Here is a 13397-nt window from a genome sequence, read left to right as displayed (position 1 = left end):
ACTTCGGTGCCGGTCACTCAACTGGATGTGATTTATTGTTTGCGACAGCATTTATAGCCGCATTTAACTAAGAAAAGCAAAAGGCCAGCGCTGACGCTGGCCTTTTCAATGACTTCGGGTCAAGGACTATTGCCCGGCATTGTTGCCCTGATCTGACTTCAGATAGTTAAAGAAGTCGCTGTCAGGCGACAGAACCATGGTCGAATTGCCAGGTTGCAGCGACCGCTGATAAGCCGTCATCGAGCGGTAAAATTCAAAGAATTCCGGGTCCGCACCAAAGGCCTGGGCAAAGATTTCGTTCCGACGGGCATCGGCCTCACCCTGGATGATCTGGGCCTGACGTTCCGCGTCAGAGACAAGCTCGATCACGGTCCGGTCAGCTTGCGCCTGGATCCGCTGCGCTGCTTCGTTACCGCGTGCGCGTTCGTCAGCGGCTTCACGGTCGCGTTCCGCCTTCATCCGCTCATACGTGGCGTTGAGGTTCTCCGGTGGCAGGTCCGTGCGCTTCAGACGCACGTCGATCACCTGCAGGCCCAGCGCCTGTGCTTCGGCAATCGCGCCATTGCGAATGCGCAGCATCAGCGCAGCCCGGTCTGTCGACAGGATATCATTCGAGCTCACCGAACCCAGAACAGCCCGCGTTTCCGCTTCCAGAATGCTGTCCAGACGACGTGCGGCGGCATCCTCACCACCTGAACCAACTGCTTGTCGGAACTGTTCCACGTCTGCGATCCGGTAGCGCGCGAAAGCGTCGACAACCAGACGCCGGTCATCCGATGGGGTGACTTCGAGCGGTTCCAGATCGCGGCTCAGGATACGGTCGTCATAGCGGACAACCTCCTGAATGAGCGGTATCTTAAAGCCCAGCCCAGGTTCTTCCTCGACCCGGACAATCTGACCGAATTGCAGCACAAGCGCCTTTTCGCGTTCGTCCACAATAAAGACTGCTGACAAGGCCCCGATGATGATCACCGCGAGCGCGGGTAAAAGGAATGCTGATTTCCGCATTAGTTTGACCCTCCTGCAGTTTGTTGCGGTGTCCGGCGCAGATCATTCAGCGGCAGATAGGGGACAACACCCTGGCCATTACCCCCATTTTCATCGAGCAGGATGATGTCAACGCCGCCCAGAACATTTTCCATGGTTTCAAGGTAAAGACGCTTGCGTGTCACCTCTGGCGCCTTTTCATATTCGGCCAAAACCGCAAGGAAGCGTGACGCCTCACCTTCGGCTTCGTTCACGACACGGGCGCGATAACCTTCGGCCTCTTCAAGTATTTGGGCCGCTTGACCACGCGCTTCTGCAACAACCCGGTTCGCATAAGCGTCAGCAACGTTCTGCACCCGGTCGCGTTCCTGCTCGGCGTCCTGCACCGCGCGGAACGAGGCAATCACCGGCTCTGGCGGGTCGGCCTTGTTGAAGTTAACCCGAACAATCGTCACACCGCTGTTGTAACTGTCGAGCGTTTGCTGGATCAGCAGTTCAAGGCGATCCGCAATCGCGTCACGATCCCGGTTCAGGATCGGTGCAAGGTCGGATTGCGAAATGATCTCGCGCATGGCGGACTCCGCCACAGCCGCAATCGTTGCTGGTGGATCGGCCAGGTTAAAAAGGTATTCCTCGGGGTTGTTGATGTTCCAGACCACCTGGAAATCAATGTCGACGATGTTTTCATCACCGGTCAGCATCAGGCCCGCATCCATGCCGGCACGGCTGGTGCCGATATCGATGTTGCGTTCCGTCGTCACCGGAAGGACCTCGCGCGTGACGATCGGCCATGGCGCAAAGTTCAGACCCGGATTGCCGACCTCAAGAAAATCACCAAGCAACAGCTCGACCGAGCGCTCTTCCGGACGTACGGTGTAGAAAGACATCGCAGCCCAGCCAACAAGCGCCAAAATGGCGCCGAACCCGATCGTGCCGCGGGTCAGTTGCGGGCCACCGCCCCCACTGCTGCTACCGCGCCCGCCGCCCTGGCCGCCACCGCCCATCAGCACGCGCAATTGCTCGCGGCCCTTGTTCACCAGATCGTCAATTTCAGGGATGTTCGGCCCGTCATTATTTGGCCTGCGACCGCCACCACCGCGGTTGTCATCACCCCCGCCTGATCCGTTATTGCCGCCGCCACCCCAAGGGCCCCCAGAATTACCTGCCATTGTCTTCCTATGCTTCCTTTCATCAAGGTGCGCGCATCTTGCACCGTTGAACTGCCATGTGTGTCTTTGCCCCGCGAAATCAAGCGGTCCGCATTGGTTCCTTCATCGTCACAAGCTCTTCCGCCATGGTCGGATGCACGGCCACGGTGCGATCAAAATCCTCTTTTGTCGCACCCATCTTCACGGCGATCCCCGCAAGCTGGATCATCTCGCCTGCATGATCCGCCACGATGTGACAGCCAAGCACTTTGCGGCTTTCCTTGCTTACGACCAGCTTCATCAGGACGCGGTCGTCGCGGCCCGCAAAGGCGTGGTTCATCGGTTTGAACGAGGTGCAGTAAATCTCAACCGGCTCAATCTCGCGCGCCTCTTCTTCGGTCATGCCCACTGTACCCAATTCCGGTTGGGTGAACACGGCTGACGGAATGAGGTGATGATCCACCGGTGTCGGGTTGCCCTTGAAAACGGTTTCGACAAAGGCCATGCCTTCGCGGATCGCAACGGGTGTCAGCTGCACGCGGTTGGTTACATCACCAATGGCATAGATCGACGGCACCCTTGTCTGACTGTAGTGGTCAACCACAATTTCGCCGCGTCTTCCGATCTCTACCCCGGCTTCTTCAAGCCCAATGCCACTTGCATTGGGTGCACGGCCGGTTGCGAACATGACCTGATCATAGACTTTTTCGGTCCCGTTTGTGGCCTTGACCCAGATACCGTGACCCGCCGCCTTTTGGGGCAATTGCGCGGGCACACCGCCCTCTAACGGCACACCATGATTTTGCTCTCCGGCCAGATCGGCCTCGCTCGCCGCGCGCATCTCAACCAGATTGGTGCCCAGATGCAGCTCGATCCCCTTGGCGCGCATGCCTTCGGCGACCAGCCCGCGCGCCTCATCGTCAAAGCCGCGCAAAATCTGCGCACCGCGATAGAACTGAGTGACCTTGACACCCAGCCCATTCAGGATGCCGGCGAATTCCGAGGCGATATAGCCACCGCCGATGATCAGGATCGATTGCGGCATTTGCGGCAGATTGAAGATGTCGTTTGAGGTGATCCCAAGCTCCGCCCCTGGCATCTCTGGCACGACAGGACGCCCGCCCGTGGCCACGAGAACGTGTTTTGCCGTGATCTCTTCTCCGGTCGAAAGCGTGATCGTGTGCGGGTCCTTCAGCGATGCACGGGCATCGAAGATCGTGACGTTGGAGCCGCCCAGCAGCGTGCGGTAAATCCCCTCCAGCCGGTCGAGCTCGTTATTAAGTTTCGTTGAAAAGCGCGACCAGTGAAAACGCCCCTCTTCCAAATCCCAGCCATAGCTGCGCGCATCCTCAAACATCTCCGAGAAGCCCGATGCGAACACCATCAGCTTCTTCGGCACGCAGCCACGGATCACACAGGTACCACCCATGCGGTATTCTTCAGCAAGCGCCACCTTAGCGCCGGTTGCGGCGGCCATCCGCGCCGCACGCACCCCGCCAGAGCCGCCTCCGATGACAAAGAGGTCATAGTCAAAAGTCATGTGGCAGGCTCCGTTTACTTATGTGGCGCCGATCTGGCGGTGGCGTCAGTCAGCGATATTGACGAAAATGTTGTCATCGTCGCGCACGTCGAAGCGGACCACCTCGTTCGTGCCGTTGGTGATATCGGTCACTTCCACCTTTCCATTGGCGTGACCAACGATGACCATGTCGCAGATATCAATGAACAACCCATTTTCAACCACACCAGGTATCTGGTTGAGCGCGAGGCTCAGCTGGCGCGGATTGCCGATGCGTTTAAGGTCCAGGTCAAGGATGTAGTTGCCCTCGTCAGTCACGAAGGGCGCGGTGCCGTTCATCCGCAGGCTGATATCGCGGTTCAGCACATCCATGCCAATCAGGGTTTCGGCAATCAGATCCTGCGTGGTCCGGTAGCCGAATTGCAGGACCTCAAGCGGCAAGGGAAATGCGCCGAGCCGTTCGACCTTTTTTGACGCATCCGCGATGACGATCATCCGCTCGCTGGCCGTGGCGACGATCTTTTCCTGTAGATGCGCCCCGCCGCCACCTTTGATCAGGCAAAGATCTTCATCATACTCGTCCGCACCATCGATGGTCACATCCAGCCATCGCGCCTCATCCAGCGTGATCACATCGATGCCAACCTGCCGCGCGAGCCTGGCCGTCCGGGCCGATGTGGGCACGCCTTTAATGCGCAACCCCTCATCGCGCACCATCTCGCCCAGGCATTGCACAAGCCAGGCCGCCGTTGATCCGGTGCCCAGGCCCACCTTCATCCCGCTTTCGACATATTCGGTGGCCTGCTTTGCAGCGACGAACTTTGCCGTATCAATGGGCGATAATTCACTGGACATGGGGTGGCTCCGGCAGATGCTTGGTGCGTTATAGGCAAGTTATCTTCCGGGTGCGAGACCCCAAATTTCATTGGCGTCATTGGGTTTTGAATTTGGCTGGTCTTTCGGCAGCGCACCAAGTCTTTTGCGCGCGTGCGCTTTCGGGAAAACGCGAAAGCGGCCCAAGACGTCGCTTTTGGCATAGCTGTGCATTGCCGAGATCATAGCGTGGCGCCATGACTGAAACCTTGCGCTTGCATTACGCCCCCGACAACGCCTCGCTTTGCGTGCGGATTGCGTTGGAAGAGCTGGGTTTGCCCTATCAGACGACGCTCGTGGATCGCAGCAAAGAGGCGCAGCGATCTGCAGCCTATCTCGCGCTGAACCCCAACGGCCTGATCCCAGTGCTGGAAACGCCACATGGACCGGTCTTTGAAACGGCGGCCATCCTGCTGTGGCTCGCAGACAGGTCCGGAAAACTGATGCCACCGCCGGACGGTCCGGACCGCGCTCATGCGCTGCAATGGCTGTTCTGGTTGTCGAACACGCTGCATGCGACGCAACGGATGCTGTTTTACCCGAATCAATATAGTGTGGGCAACATTGAGCCGCTGCGCATTGTCACCCGCAAGCGCCTTGTGGCCAAGCTGGACCTCTTGAACACAGCGCGCAACGCTGCATGGATTGACGCGGAGGACGCCACCGCGCTCGGCTGTTATCTGGGACCGCTCCTGCGCTGGTGTGCCATCTATGGCGGCTCGCCGGATTGGTACGATCTGGATCGCTGGCCGCGCCTGCGCGATTTTGCAAAGCGGGTAGAGCAGCGCCCGGCGGTGATCCGGGTGGCCCGCGCCGAAGGGCTAGGGGCTACGCCATTCTCGGCTCCACAGCCATGCGATCCGCCGGAAGGCAGTGCTGTCTGATGTTTTTGTCGGTTTTTGATATGTTCAAGGTGGGCGTCGGCCCCTCATCGTCGCACACGATTGGGCCAATGGTGGCAGCGGCACGGTTTCTTGATCATTTGCGCGCGCAACCTTTTCAGGTGGCAGGCCTGCGCGCCTCATTGCATGGCAGCCTCGCGTTTACAGGTGTTGGCCACGCGACGGACCGTGCCGTGATCCTCGGCCTCGCCGGGTTTCGCGCCGATGACTACGACGCCGACAGGGCCGAGGCAGAGCTTGCGCGGATAAAGACCGAAAACACGGTCGCACCAGATGGTCTTGGCACCCTGAAATTCAACCCCAAGGATGATCTGGTGTTTGACTACGGTCCCGCCTTGCCCGGTCATGCCAACGGGCTGATCCTGCGGGGTACCGATGCGCAGGGCGATGTGATCACCGAGGTGACCTATTATTCCATCGGTGGCGGCTTTGTCCTGACGGCGGCGGAACTGGCCGCTGGCAAAGACACCGATACCGGCGCGCCGGTGCCGTTTCCATTCCATACCGCGCAAGAGATGCTGGATATGGCCGCGATGGCGGGCAAGACCATTGCCGAGATGAAGCGGGCGAACGAAGTCTCGCGCATGGGCCATACCGATTTTGACCGGGGCCTTGCCCGCATCTGGGAGGTGATGAATGCCTGTATCGACCGCGGCCTCACGACCGAAGGCATCTTGCCCGGCGGTTTGCAGGTGCGCCGCCGGGCCAAGGGCATTTATGATGCGCTGCAGGCCGAACGCGGGCTGAACCTGACCGCCCCGCATACGATCAACGATTACATGTCGACTTATGCGATGGCCGTGAATGAAGAAAACGCCGCAGGCGGGCAAGTGGTTACCGCCCCCACCAACGGTGCGGCAGGCGTTGTGCCCGCCACGATCCGCTATTGGCTGGACCATGTGCCGGGCGCCACCAGTGCGCAGGTGCCAGAGTTTTTGCTAACCGCCGCCGCCATCGGTGGACTGATCAAGTTCAACGCCTCGATTTCCGGTGCAGAATGCGGCTGTCAGGCGGAAGTGGGCAGCGCCTCTGCCATGGCCGCGGCCGGCCTTGCGGCCGTTCTTGGCGGAACGCCGGAACAGATTGAAAACGCGGCGGAAATCGCGTTGGAGCATCATCTGGGCATGACCTGTGATCCAGTTAAAGGGCTGGTACAGGTGCCCTGCATTGAGCGGAATGGTCTGGGGGCGATCAAGGCCGTTTCTGCGGCATCACTCGCCCTGCGCGGGGACGGTGTGCACCTGGTTTCGCTTGATGTGGCGATTGAAACGATGCGCCAAACTGGCGCTGATATGAGCGAAAAGTACAAGGAAACCGCGCTTGGCGGACTCGCAGTGAATGTACCGAACTGCTAAAGCAAGCCGATGCTTTATCATTTCAGTGATCACCCTGATATCACCTGTTTTGCCCCCAGACCGTCGCGCCTGGGCCAGCCAATGGTATGGACGATCGCACCTGATCACGCGTTTCTCTATCTTTTTCCGCGCGACTGCCCTCGCATTCTGATCTGGCCCAAGGCGCACAGCAGCGTTGTTGATCAGGATATCTGGCTGCAGGGCGCCCGCCGCGTGGCCTTTGTCGAAACGAGGTGGATGTCCCGTATCAGGCGCGCCACGCTTTACCGCTACACGTTGCGCGACGATGCGTTTCGCCCGTTAGATGATGTTGGAATGTATGTCGCAGACAAGGCAGTGCGTCCAACTCATATGCGCGTCATCAGCGGCCTGCCCGCTGCCTTGGCCCGCGCTGATGTGGCGCTCCAGCCCTTGCCAACACTCGCCCGGCTCAAGCGGGTTTGGCAAACCAGCCTGCATGCCAGCGGGATCAGATTGAAAAACGCTCGCGATTGGCATTGATCTTTCCGTTACAGGCAAGCACGCTTAAGGTACGCGGATGACCAACGACCATCCCTTTCTTGGTGTGATGCTGATGCTCGCATTCTGCGTGCTGGCACCGTTGGGTGACAGCATCGCAAAACTGCTGGGGGGTACAATCGCGCTTGGTCTTTTGGTACTGGCGCGGTTTGCGATTCAGGCTGCTATTCTTACACCGCTGGTGATCTGGTCAGGCAAGGGGTTCGGCTTGCCGCCACGGGTCCTGAGATGGAGCCTTGTGCGGACGGTGTTGCACATCCTTGGCATTGGTCTGATGTTCAGCGCGCTGCAATATCTACCACTGGCTGACGCCTTGGCCATTGCCTTCGTGATGCCCTTTATCATGTTGATTTTGGGACACTTTGTGTTGGATGAACATGTTGGGCTGCACCGGATGGTGGCGTGCGCCGTTGGCTTTGTCGGCACTCTGCTGGTTATCCAGCCCAACTTTGTCGAAGTGGGCTACCCCGCCCTTTTGCCGCTTGGCGTGGCGGTGATCTTTGCGCTCTTCATGATGGTGACCCGAAAGATCGCCCGTGCTGTGGACCCGATCAAGCTGCAGGCGATCAGCGGGATACAGGCGACGATCATTCTGGCGCCGTTTCTGATCTTTGGCGGATTGCAGACAGGTGCTAGCGAGATGGCCATTTCAGGTACCACATGGGCGATGCTTCTGGGCCTTGGCGTAATCGGGACGCTCGCGCATCTTTTCATGACGTGGAGCCTGCGTTTTGCCCCTGCGGCCACGCTTGCGCCGATGCAATATCTCGAAATCCCCTTTGGCACCGCAATCGGCTGGCTGATTTTCGCGGACCTGCCCAATGGTCTGGCGGCCCTGGGCATTTGCATCACAATTGGCGCCGGGCTCTACATTATCTTGCGTGAGCGATGGCTGTCACAGCAGAGCCAAGATGCGCCCGCGGCAACGTAACCAGCAGCGGGCCATTGGTCTGAATGGATATCGGACCACCAGTTGCCGCGTTCGATCCGCTTGTGCGGCCCGCAGGATGCATTGCAAACTCATCAAGCGGCCAGCGCAACCCGGTGGCGGAAACGGTCGCTTTATCGAGCGGCATCAATGAAATCCGCGTGCCTTCAGGTAGTACCAGACCTTCAAGGCTGTTTGCGACGACAAGGGACACGTCTTCGTCATCCACCAAAAGCACCCGACGATCTGCATAGCGGGCCATGACATTGAGCACGCCAAGCGTGTGGTCGATCCGCCCGCCCGTGAACCCGACCGCATAGATCGACGGGGCCGCAACGCGCATCAACGCCTTCTCAAAATCCGTCGTCTCCTGCTCGGCCACATGGCACAAGATGTCCGAAAATGTGGCACGCGCCCGATCTGACAGAGAGTCGAAGTCACCGATCACGGCAACGGGCGAAATCCTCGCCGCAAGCAGATGATCTGCCCCACCGTCAACGCCCACAAAGCCTGAAACGCTTGGAAAATCAGCGGCAAGAGATGCGTTGCCAATATCTCCGCCACCGACAAAGCAGACTGGGCTATCGCTGGAAACAATGATATCCGATATCATCGATTACATCCTGATTCACAAGCATTCCCCAAAACGGTCACAAAATGATCGCGAAGGTAACGTCATGCTGTTCTCGATTAAGAACCAATTGATGTCCATCGGACAGCGGCCAAAACCAATGGAAAGTATATGAAAAACATGGACGACTCCCCCAAAATCCTTGCCGTGTCGTATGGCAACTTTTCTTGCCGGCTGGAAGGATTCGACGATTCGGTCGAAACCATGAAGGCTGTGGTGTCGTATTTTCATGAATTGGCCGGGCATGAGCGTTTCATGGATATGGACCCGCAGGCGCCCGATATGGACACACTGGCGCGCCTGACCGAAGAGCAAGTGGGTGAACCCGTCGAGGTCACAGGCGAGGGTAATTCCGTCAGCCTGCGCGTCGCGGATGCCGAGGCGGATGCAGATGATGACGCGGCGGAAGAGATCGACATGGCCGATGTCGAGGATCTTGATCTTGCCGACGACGATCTCGAGGATGATTTCGACGCACCTTTGGAAGCCGAGGGTGATGCCGAAGAGACGCTAGATGATGTCCATGACACAATCGTTCTGCGATCGGACGACGAGATCGAAGAAAACGACGTCGATGCGGTCGACGTAGATGACGTCGCAGAAGATGCCGAAGACGCGTTTGACGAGGATGACAGCGTCGCCGCACGGCTCCAGCGTATTCGTGCTGTTGTTGACAATGGAAATCCAGCAGAGAGCGGTCAGGAAGAGCCAGAACAACCCGCCGCCCCTGCCGCGGGCGTCAACCCGCTTGCCCAGCGGCTGGCCGATCTGGCAAAACGCAATGCAGAGCGTGCGGCGGAAGAAGCTGGCGTCGAGCTGCATCTGGATGAGGACGAAGAGGACGCGGTCAGCGCAGAAGAGCTGGCTGAACTTGATGCCGAATTCGCCGAGGAAGAAGACGATGTGGCAGCGGAAGCTGAGGATCTTGTTGCCGAAAGCGATGAAGATCTTGACGAAGGTGTCGATGATGACGTGCTGCAGCTCGCCCCCGAAGACCTTGCCGAAGATGCGGCCCCGGCAGATGAGACGGATGGCCCGCTCGTTCTGACCGCATCCGAGGAAGTCCCCTCGCGCGGCGGCGATTACGGCGGAGATTTCAACCTTAAGGAAGAGGTCGCCGAGGCACAGCGCGAAATCGAGGAAATCCTTGAGGAGAAGGACGAACGTTCAAAGCACGACAACGTTCTCGATAATGTCGACAAGAGCATGACGCGCATCATGTCGCAGACCGATGAGCACTTGAACGAGCCTGAAGGGCGGCGCCATCGCGACGCGTTCGCACAGCTAAAGGCTGCCGTCGCCGCAACTGAAGCCGCGCGCCAATTGGGCGATGCCGGTGCGCAGGCCCGCGACAAGAATGAGGTCTTCCGCGAAGACCTTGGCGCGCTCGATGCCGAAGATGCCGAAGACAAGGTTGTTGAAGACGAAGAAACCCTCGAAACACCGGTCGAGGAAGTCGCGAGCGACGATGTTGCTGATGAGCCAACCGATGCGGAAGACGCACCTGAGGAAAGCGCGGCCCCTGCGCCGCTCAAGCTCGTCTCGTCGCAGATTGTTGAGCAGCCCTCCACCACGCTTGATGCGGCCTCGGCCCGCTTGCGGCAAATTGCGGCGCAAAAGGATGCCGGTGGCGCGCCCAAAGGCGGCTTTGCCGAGTTTGCAGCGCAACAGGGTGCTACGGAATTGGGCGACTTGCTGGAAGCCGCTGCCGCTTACATCGCCTTTGTGGAAGGGGACGAAGACTTCTCGCGACCACAGGTGATGAAGAAGGTACAGGCCGCCTCACCCAATGAATTCACGCGCGAGGATGGCTTGCGGTCGTTCGGGCGGTTGCTGCGTCAAAGCCGGATCATCAAGCTGAACAACGGACGTTTTCAGGTGGCGGAAGACACGCGTTTCCGCCCCGGTGATCAGGCTGCACAGGGCTGATCGTCAAGCATTGCAACGGAAGGCGGGGTTATCCCCGCCTTTTTTCATTTTTGGGCAACAGACAAGCGATGATAGCCGGTGATCAGTTGCGATCCTGATCGGGGTCCGGCTGGCCGATCCCCTTAAAGACCCACTTCAACGGAAAGGCCCAGCCGATCCCAAGGGCAAGGTAGATCAGGAACTCGACGACCAGCGGAAAGCGTGATGCCTGGCTCATGATCGTCACGGCGATGACGATGTAGACGGGCAGCCCGACCACCAGAACAAACAATGCCAGCTTTTTGCGCGCCTTGTACGTCATCACCTTCAATCCGCGAATGGATCTGTCACCAGAATGGTGTCTTCCCTTTCCGGTGAGGTGGAAACTAGGGCAACTGGGCAGTCGATCAACTCTTCGATCCGGCGCACATATTTGATCGCTTGCGCGGGCAGGTCGGCCCAGGAGCGTGCGCCTTCGGTCGATTCCGACCAGCCCTCGATTTCCTCGTAAATTGGCGTGCAACGTACCTGTTGATCCGCTGCTGTTGGCAGATAATCAAGCGTCTGCCCATCAAGCTCATATCCCACGCAGATCTTCAGCTTCTCAAATCCGTCAAGAACATCGAGCTTTGTCAGTGAGATACCGGAGACGCCTGAAGTCGCACATGTCTGCCGCACAAGGCAGGCATCAAACCAGCCACAGCGCCGTTTGCGCCCCGTTGTCGTGCCGAATTCATGACCGCGCTCGCCCAAGCGCTGCCCATCGGCGTCATCAAGCTCGGTCGGGAAAGGCCCCTCGCCCACACGTGTTGTGTAGGCCTTTACGATCCCAAGGACGAAATCGATGGCGCCGGGCCCCATCCCAACGCCTGTTGCGGCCTGCCCCGCGATCACGTTGGACGACGTCACGAATGGATAAGTGCCAAAGTCGATATCAAGCAGCGCACCCTGCGCACCTTCGAAAAGGATGCGTTTGCCCGCTTTGCGCTTTTCATTCAGCACCTTCCAGACCGGCGCGGCATAGGCGAGGGTTTCGGGCGCAATCTCGCGAAGTTGCGCCAGCAGGGCATCACGATCAATAGGCCCCAGCCCAAGGCCGCGCCGCAAAGCGTCATGATGAACAAGCGCGCGATCAACGCGCAGCTCAAGCGTCGCATCGTCTGCGAGATCAGCCACGCGGATCACACGGCGGCCGACTTTATCTTCATAGCAAGGACCAATCCCACGACCGGTCGTCCCGATCTTGGCCACGGAGTTCTGGCTCTCACGCGCGCGATCAAGCTCACCATGGAACGGCAGGATCAGTGGCGTATTCTCGGCGATCATCAGCGTCTCGGGCGTGATGGCCACACCCTGCTCACGCAACGTCCCGATTTCCGTAATCAGATGCCAGGGGTCCAGCACAACGCCGTTGCCGATGACCGAGAGTTTGCCGCCGCGCACCACACCGGATGGCAAGGCATGCAGCTTGTAGACCTCACCATCAATGACAAGCGTATGGCCCGCATTGTGCCCGCCCTGAAAGCGCGCGATCACATCTGCGCGTTCCGAAAGCCAATCAACAATCTTGCCTTTGCCTTCATCGCCCCATTGGGCGCCGACGACGACCACGTTTGCCATATACACGTTCCCCTTTCGCAGCAGCGTGCCCCCTATATCGGCGCGATGCCCGGCGCGAAACCGCAAATTTGGGTCCGCGCAGACTGGACAGGATCAAACCACCTCGCCATGGTCGCCCAAACAAGACGCGAGGGATATCATGGGTTTCCTGATCAGGTGGGTCTTTGCCTTTGTACTGCTGGCCGCCACTTACAACCCGACCGCATGGAACTTCGTGCGGTGGAGCCTGGATAATTACGAGACCAACCTGTCGATGACCGTCCTCTTCGGGCTGATCCTGTTGGTGGGTTACATCATCTACCTGCGCGCGACATTGCGGTCTATCGGGGTGTTCGGGATGGTGCTGATCCTTGCCGTCGTGGGCACGCTTTTGTGGGTGCTCTTTGACCAAGGTGTTATCAGCCTCGATAACCCGACCGTAAATACCTGGATCGCAATCGTTGCGTTGTCGATTGTTCTTGCCATTGGATTGAGCTGGTCAATCGTGCGGCGCCGTCTCACCGGACAAACTGACGTGGATGACATCGACGAATAAGGGGGTTTCGGGGGTTGCGGGATGTCTGCGCAGCTTTTAGATACCGCGTGTTCGCGAACGCCCTGAAAGGCCCCTTATGGAAAACGTCGTTCTCATCATCCACCTGATCCTGGCGCTCAGCCTGATTGGCACGGTGCTCTTGCAGCGCTCTGAAGGGGGCGGGCTTGGCATGGGCGGCGGTGGCGGTGGCGCGACAGGCGGACGCCCTGCACCTACTGCGATGAGCAAGTTTACTTGGATCCTCGCCTCGGCCTTTATCTGCACGTCTATCGCGCTGACGCTGATTTCGGCGAGCGATACGGCGGGATCGTCCGTGACCGATAGGCTGGGCATTCAGGCGGATGATGAGGGCGCACCGGTGCCTGGGCTTGGGGACAGCCTCCTGCCGCCATCTCTGGATGACGCGCCACTCGTCCCAGCGGGCGAATAACCACAATAAGTGGCCGCAAGGCCACGAACAGCAACATGATGT

14 protein-coding genes are annotated in these 13397 nt (G+C 58.9%); 7 read left to right on the top strand and 7 right to left on the bottom strand.

Annotated features, from left to right (window positions below):
* Positions 1-126 precede the first annotated feature (126 nt).
* From SLH49_RS09855 to rpiA, 4 genes are all read right to left on the bottom strand, one after another.
* On the bottom strand, positions 127-1008 hold the full coding sequence (locus SLH49_RS09855; RefSeq protein WP_320268993.1) for a protease modulator HflC: 882 nt from the start codon (positions 1006-1008) through the stop codon (positions 127-129).
* Entirely contained in the window at positions 1008-2156 is a 1149-nt protein-coding gene (gene hflK, locus SLH49_RS09850) for an FtsH protease activity modulator HflK (RefSeq protein ID WP_320268992.1), read from the bottom strand. The genes SLH49_RS09855 and hflK overlap by 1 nt, the downstream gene beginning before the upstream one ends.
* Before the next feature lie 79 nt (positions 2157-2235).
* Positions 2236-3675 carry an FAD-dependent oxidoreductase gene (locus tag SLH49_RS09845; RefSeq protein WP_320268991.1) on the bottom strand — a complete coding sequence of 480 codons (1440 nt, stop codon included), beginning with the start codon at positions 3673-3675 and terminating at the stop codon, positions 2236-2238.
* 45 nt (positions 3676-3720) lie between these two features.
* The gene (gene rpiA / locus SLH49_RS09840; RefSeq protein WP_320268990.1) at positions 3721-4509 is read right to left on the bottom strand and encodes a ribose-5-phosphate isomerase RpiA; all 789 of its coding nucleotides are present in this window, start codon (positions 4507-4509) and stop codon (positions 3721-3723) included.
* A gap of 215 nt (positions 4510-4724) precedes the next feature.
* On the opposite strand from rpiA, the gene SLH49_RS09835 reads away from it, so the two are divergent.
* Genes SLH49_RS09835 through SLH49_RS09820 form a run of 4 tightly spaced genes read left to right on the top strand, consistent with a single transcriptional unit; the run spans position 4725 to position 8234 of the window.
* Positions 4725-5411, top strand: a complete 687-nt coding sequence (locus SLH49_RS09835; RefSeq protein ID WP_320268989.1) for a glutathione S-transferase family protein — start codon at positions 4725-4727, stop codon at positions 5409-5411.
* Entirely contained in the window at positions 5411-6784 is a 1374-nt protein-coding gene (locus tag SLH49_RS09830; RefSeq protein ID WP_320268988.1) for an L-serine ammonia-lyase, read from the top strand. The genes SLH49_RS09835 and SLH49_RS09830 overlap by 1 nt, the downstream gene beginning before the upstream one ends.
* Positions 6785-6793: 9 nt before the next feature.
* Entirely contained in the window at positions 6794-7285 is a 492-nt protein-coding gene (locus SLH49_RS09825) for a DUF6886 family protein (protein ID WP_413785278.1), read from the top strand.
* Positions 7286-7322: 37 nt separating this feature from the next.
* Positions 7323-8234: a DMT family transporter gene (locus tag SLH49_RS09820; protein ID WP_320268986.1), complete on the top strand. Its 912-nt coding sequence runs from the start codon at positions 7323-7325 to the stop codon at positions 8232-8234.
* Here the strand turns inward: SLH49_RS09820 and SLH49_RS09815 are convergent.
* Entirely contained in the window at positions 8176-8844 is a 669-nt protein-coding gene (locus SLH49_RS09815; protein WP_320268985.1) for a thiamine diphosphokinase, read from the bottom strand. The genes SLH49_RS09820 and SLH49_RS09815 overlap by 59 nt on opposite strands.
* A gap of 129 nt (positions 8845-8973) precedes the next feature.
* On the opposite strand from SLH49_RS09815, the gene SLH49_RS09810 reads away from it, so the two are divergent.
* Entirely contained in the window at positions 8974-10791 is a 1818-nt protein-coding gene (locus SLH49_RS09810) for a hypothetical protein (protein WP_320268984.1), read from the top strand.
* A gap of 82 nt (positions 10792-10873) precedes the next feature.
* On the opposite strand, the gene SLH49_RS09805 is transcribed toward SLH49_RS09810, so the two are convergent.
* Together SLH49_RS09805 and SLH49_RS09800 are read right to left on the bottom strand one after the other, a co-directional pair.
* Complete coding sequence (locus SLH49_RS09805; protein WP_320268983.1) at positions 10874-11092, bottom strand: DUF2842 domain-containing protein; 219 nt, start codon at positions 11090-11092, stop codon at positions 10874-10876.
* A gap of 5 nt (positions 11093-11097) precedes the next feature.
* Positions 11098-12390: an adenylosuccinate synthase gene (locus SLH49_RS09800; RefSeq protein WP_320268982.1), complete on the bottom strand. Its 1293-nt coding sequence runs from the start codon at positions 12388-12390 to the stop codon at positions 11098-11100.
* Positions 12391-12529: 139 nt separating this feature from the next.
* Between SLH49_RS09800 and SLH49_RS09795 the strand changes: the two genes are divergently transcribed.
* Both SLH49_RS09795 and secG read left to right on the top strand, forming a co-directional pair.
* On the top strand, positions 12530-12925 hold the full coding sequence (locus SLH49_RS09795) for a DUF6524 family protein (RefSeq protein WP_320268981.1): 396 nt from the start codon (positions 12530-12532) through the stop codon (positions 12923-12925).
* A gap of 76 nt (positions 12926-13001) precedes the next feature.
* Positions 13002-13355, top strand: a complete 354-nt coding sequence (gene secG / locus SLH49_RS09790; RefSeq protein ID WP_320237774.1) for a preprotein translocase subunit SecG — start codon at positions 13002-13004, stop codon at positions 13353-13355.
* Positions 13356-13397 lie beyond the last annotated feature (42 nt).

The organism is Cognatiyoonia sp. IB215446, from assembly GCF_033963825.1.
GTDB lineage: Bacteria > Pseudomonadota > Alphaproteobacteria > Rhodobacterales > Rhodobacteraceae > Yoonia.
This window is presented reverse-complemented; position numbering and strand designations above follow the sequence as displayed.

Bases quoted from the DNA above. Each gene is read 5' to 3' on its own strand.
- SLH49_RS09855 (WP_320268993.1), bottom strand. From the start codon at position 1,008: ATGCGGAAATCAGCATTCCTTTTACCCGCGCTCGCGGTGATCATCATC.
- hflK (WP_320268992.1), bottom strand. From the start codon at position 2,156: ATGGCAGGTAATTCTGGGGGCCCTTGGGGTGGCGGCGGCAATAACGGA.
- SLH49_RS09845 (WP_320268991.1), bottom strand. From the start codon at position 3,675: ATGACTTTTGACTATGACCTCTTTGTCATCGGAGGCGGCTCTGGCGGG.
- rpiA (WP_320268990.1), bottom strand. From the start codon at position 4,509: ATGTCCAGTGAATTATCGCCCATTGATACGGCAAAGTTCGTCGCTGCA.
- SLH49_RS09835 (WP_320268989.1), top strand. From the start codon at position 4,725: ATGACTGAAACCTTGCGCTTGCATTACGCCCCCGACAACGCCTCGCTT.
- SLH49_RS09830 (WP_320268988.1), top strand. From the start codon at position 5,411: ATGTTTTTGTCGGTTTTTGATATGTTCAAGGTGGGCGTCGGCCCCTCA.
- SLH49_RS09825 (WP_413785278.1), top strand. From the start codon at position 6,794: ATGCTTTATCATTTCAGTGATCACCCTGATATCACCTGTTTTGCCCCC.
- SLH49_RS09820 (WP_320268986.1), top strand. From the start codon at position 7,323: ATGACCAACGACCATCCCTTTCTTGGTGTGATGCTGATGCTCGCATTC.
- SLH49_RS09815 (WP_320268985.1), bottom strand. From the start codon at position 8,844: ATGATATCGGATATCATTGTTTCCAGCGATAGCCCAGTCTGCTTTGTC.
- SLH49_RS09810 (WP_320268984.1), top strand. From the start codon at position 8,974: ATGAAAAACATGGACGACTCCCCCAAAATCCTTGCCGTGTCGTATGGC.
- SLH49_RS09805 (WP_320268983.1), bottom strand. From the start codon at position 11,092: ATGACGTACAAGGCGCGCAAAAAGCTGGCATTGTTTGTTCTGGTGGTC.
- SLH49_RS09800 (WP_320268982.1), bottom strand. From the start codon at position 12,390: ATGGCAAACGTGGTCGTCGTCGGCGCCCAATGGGGCGATGAAGGCAAA.
- SLH49_RS09795 (WP_320268981.1), top strand. From the start codon at position 12,530: ATGGGTTTCCTGATCAGGTGGGTCTTTGCCTTTGTACTGCTGGCCGCC.
- secG (WP_320237774.1), top strand. From the start codon at position 13,002: ATGGAAAACGTCGTTCTCATCATCCACCTGATCCTGGCGCTCAGCCTG.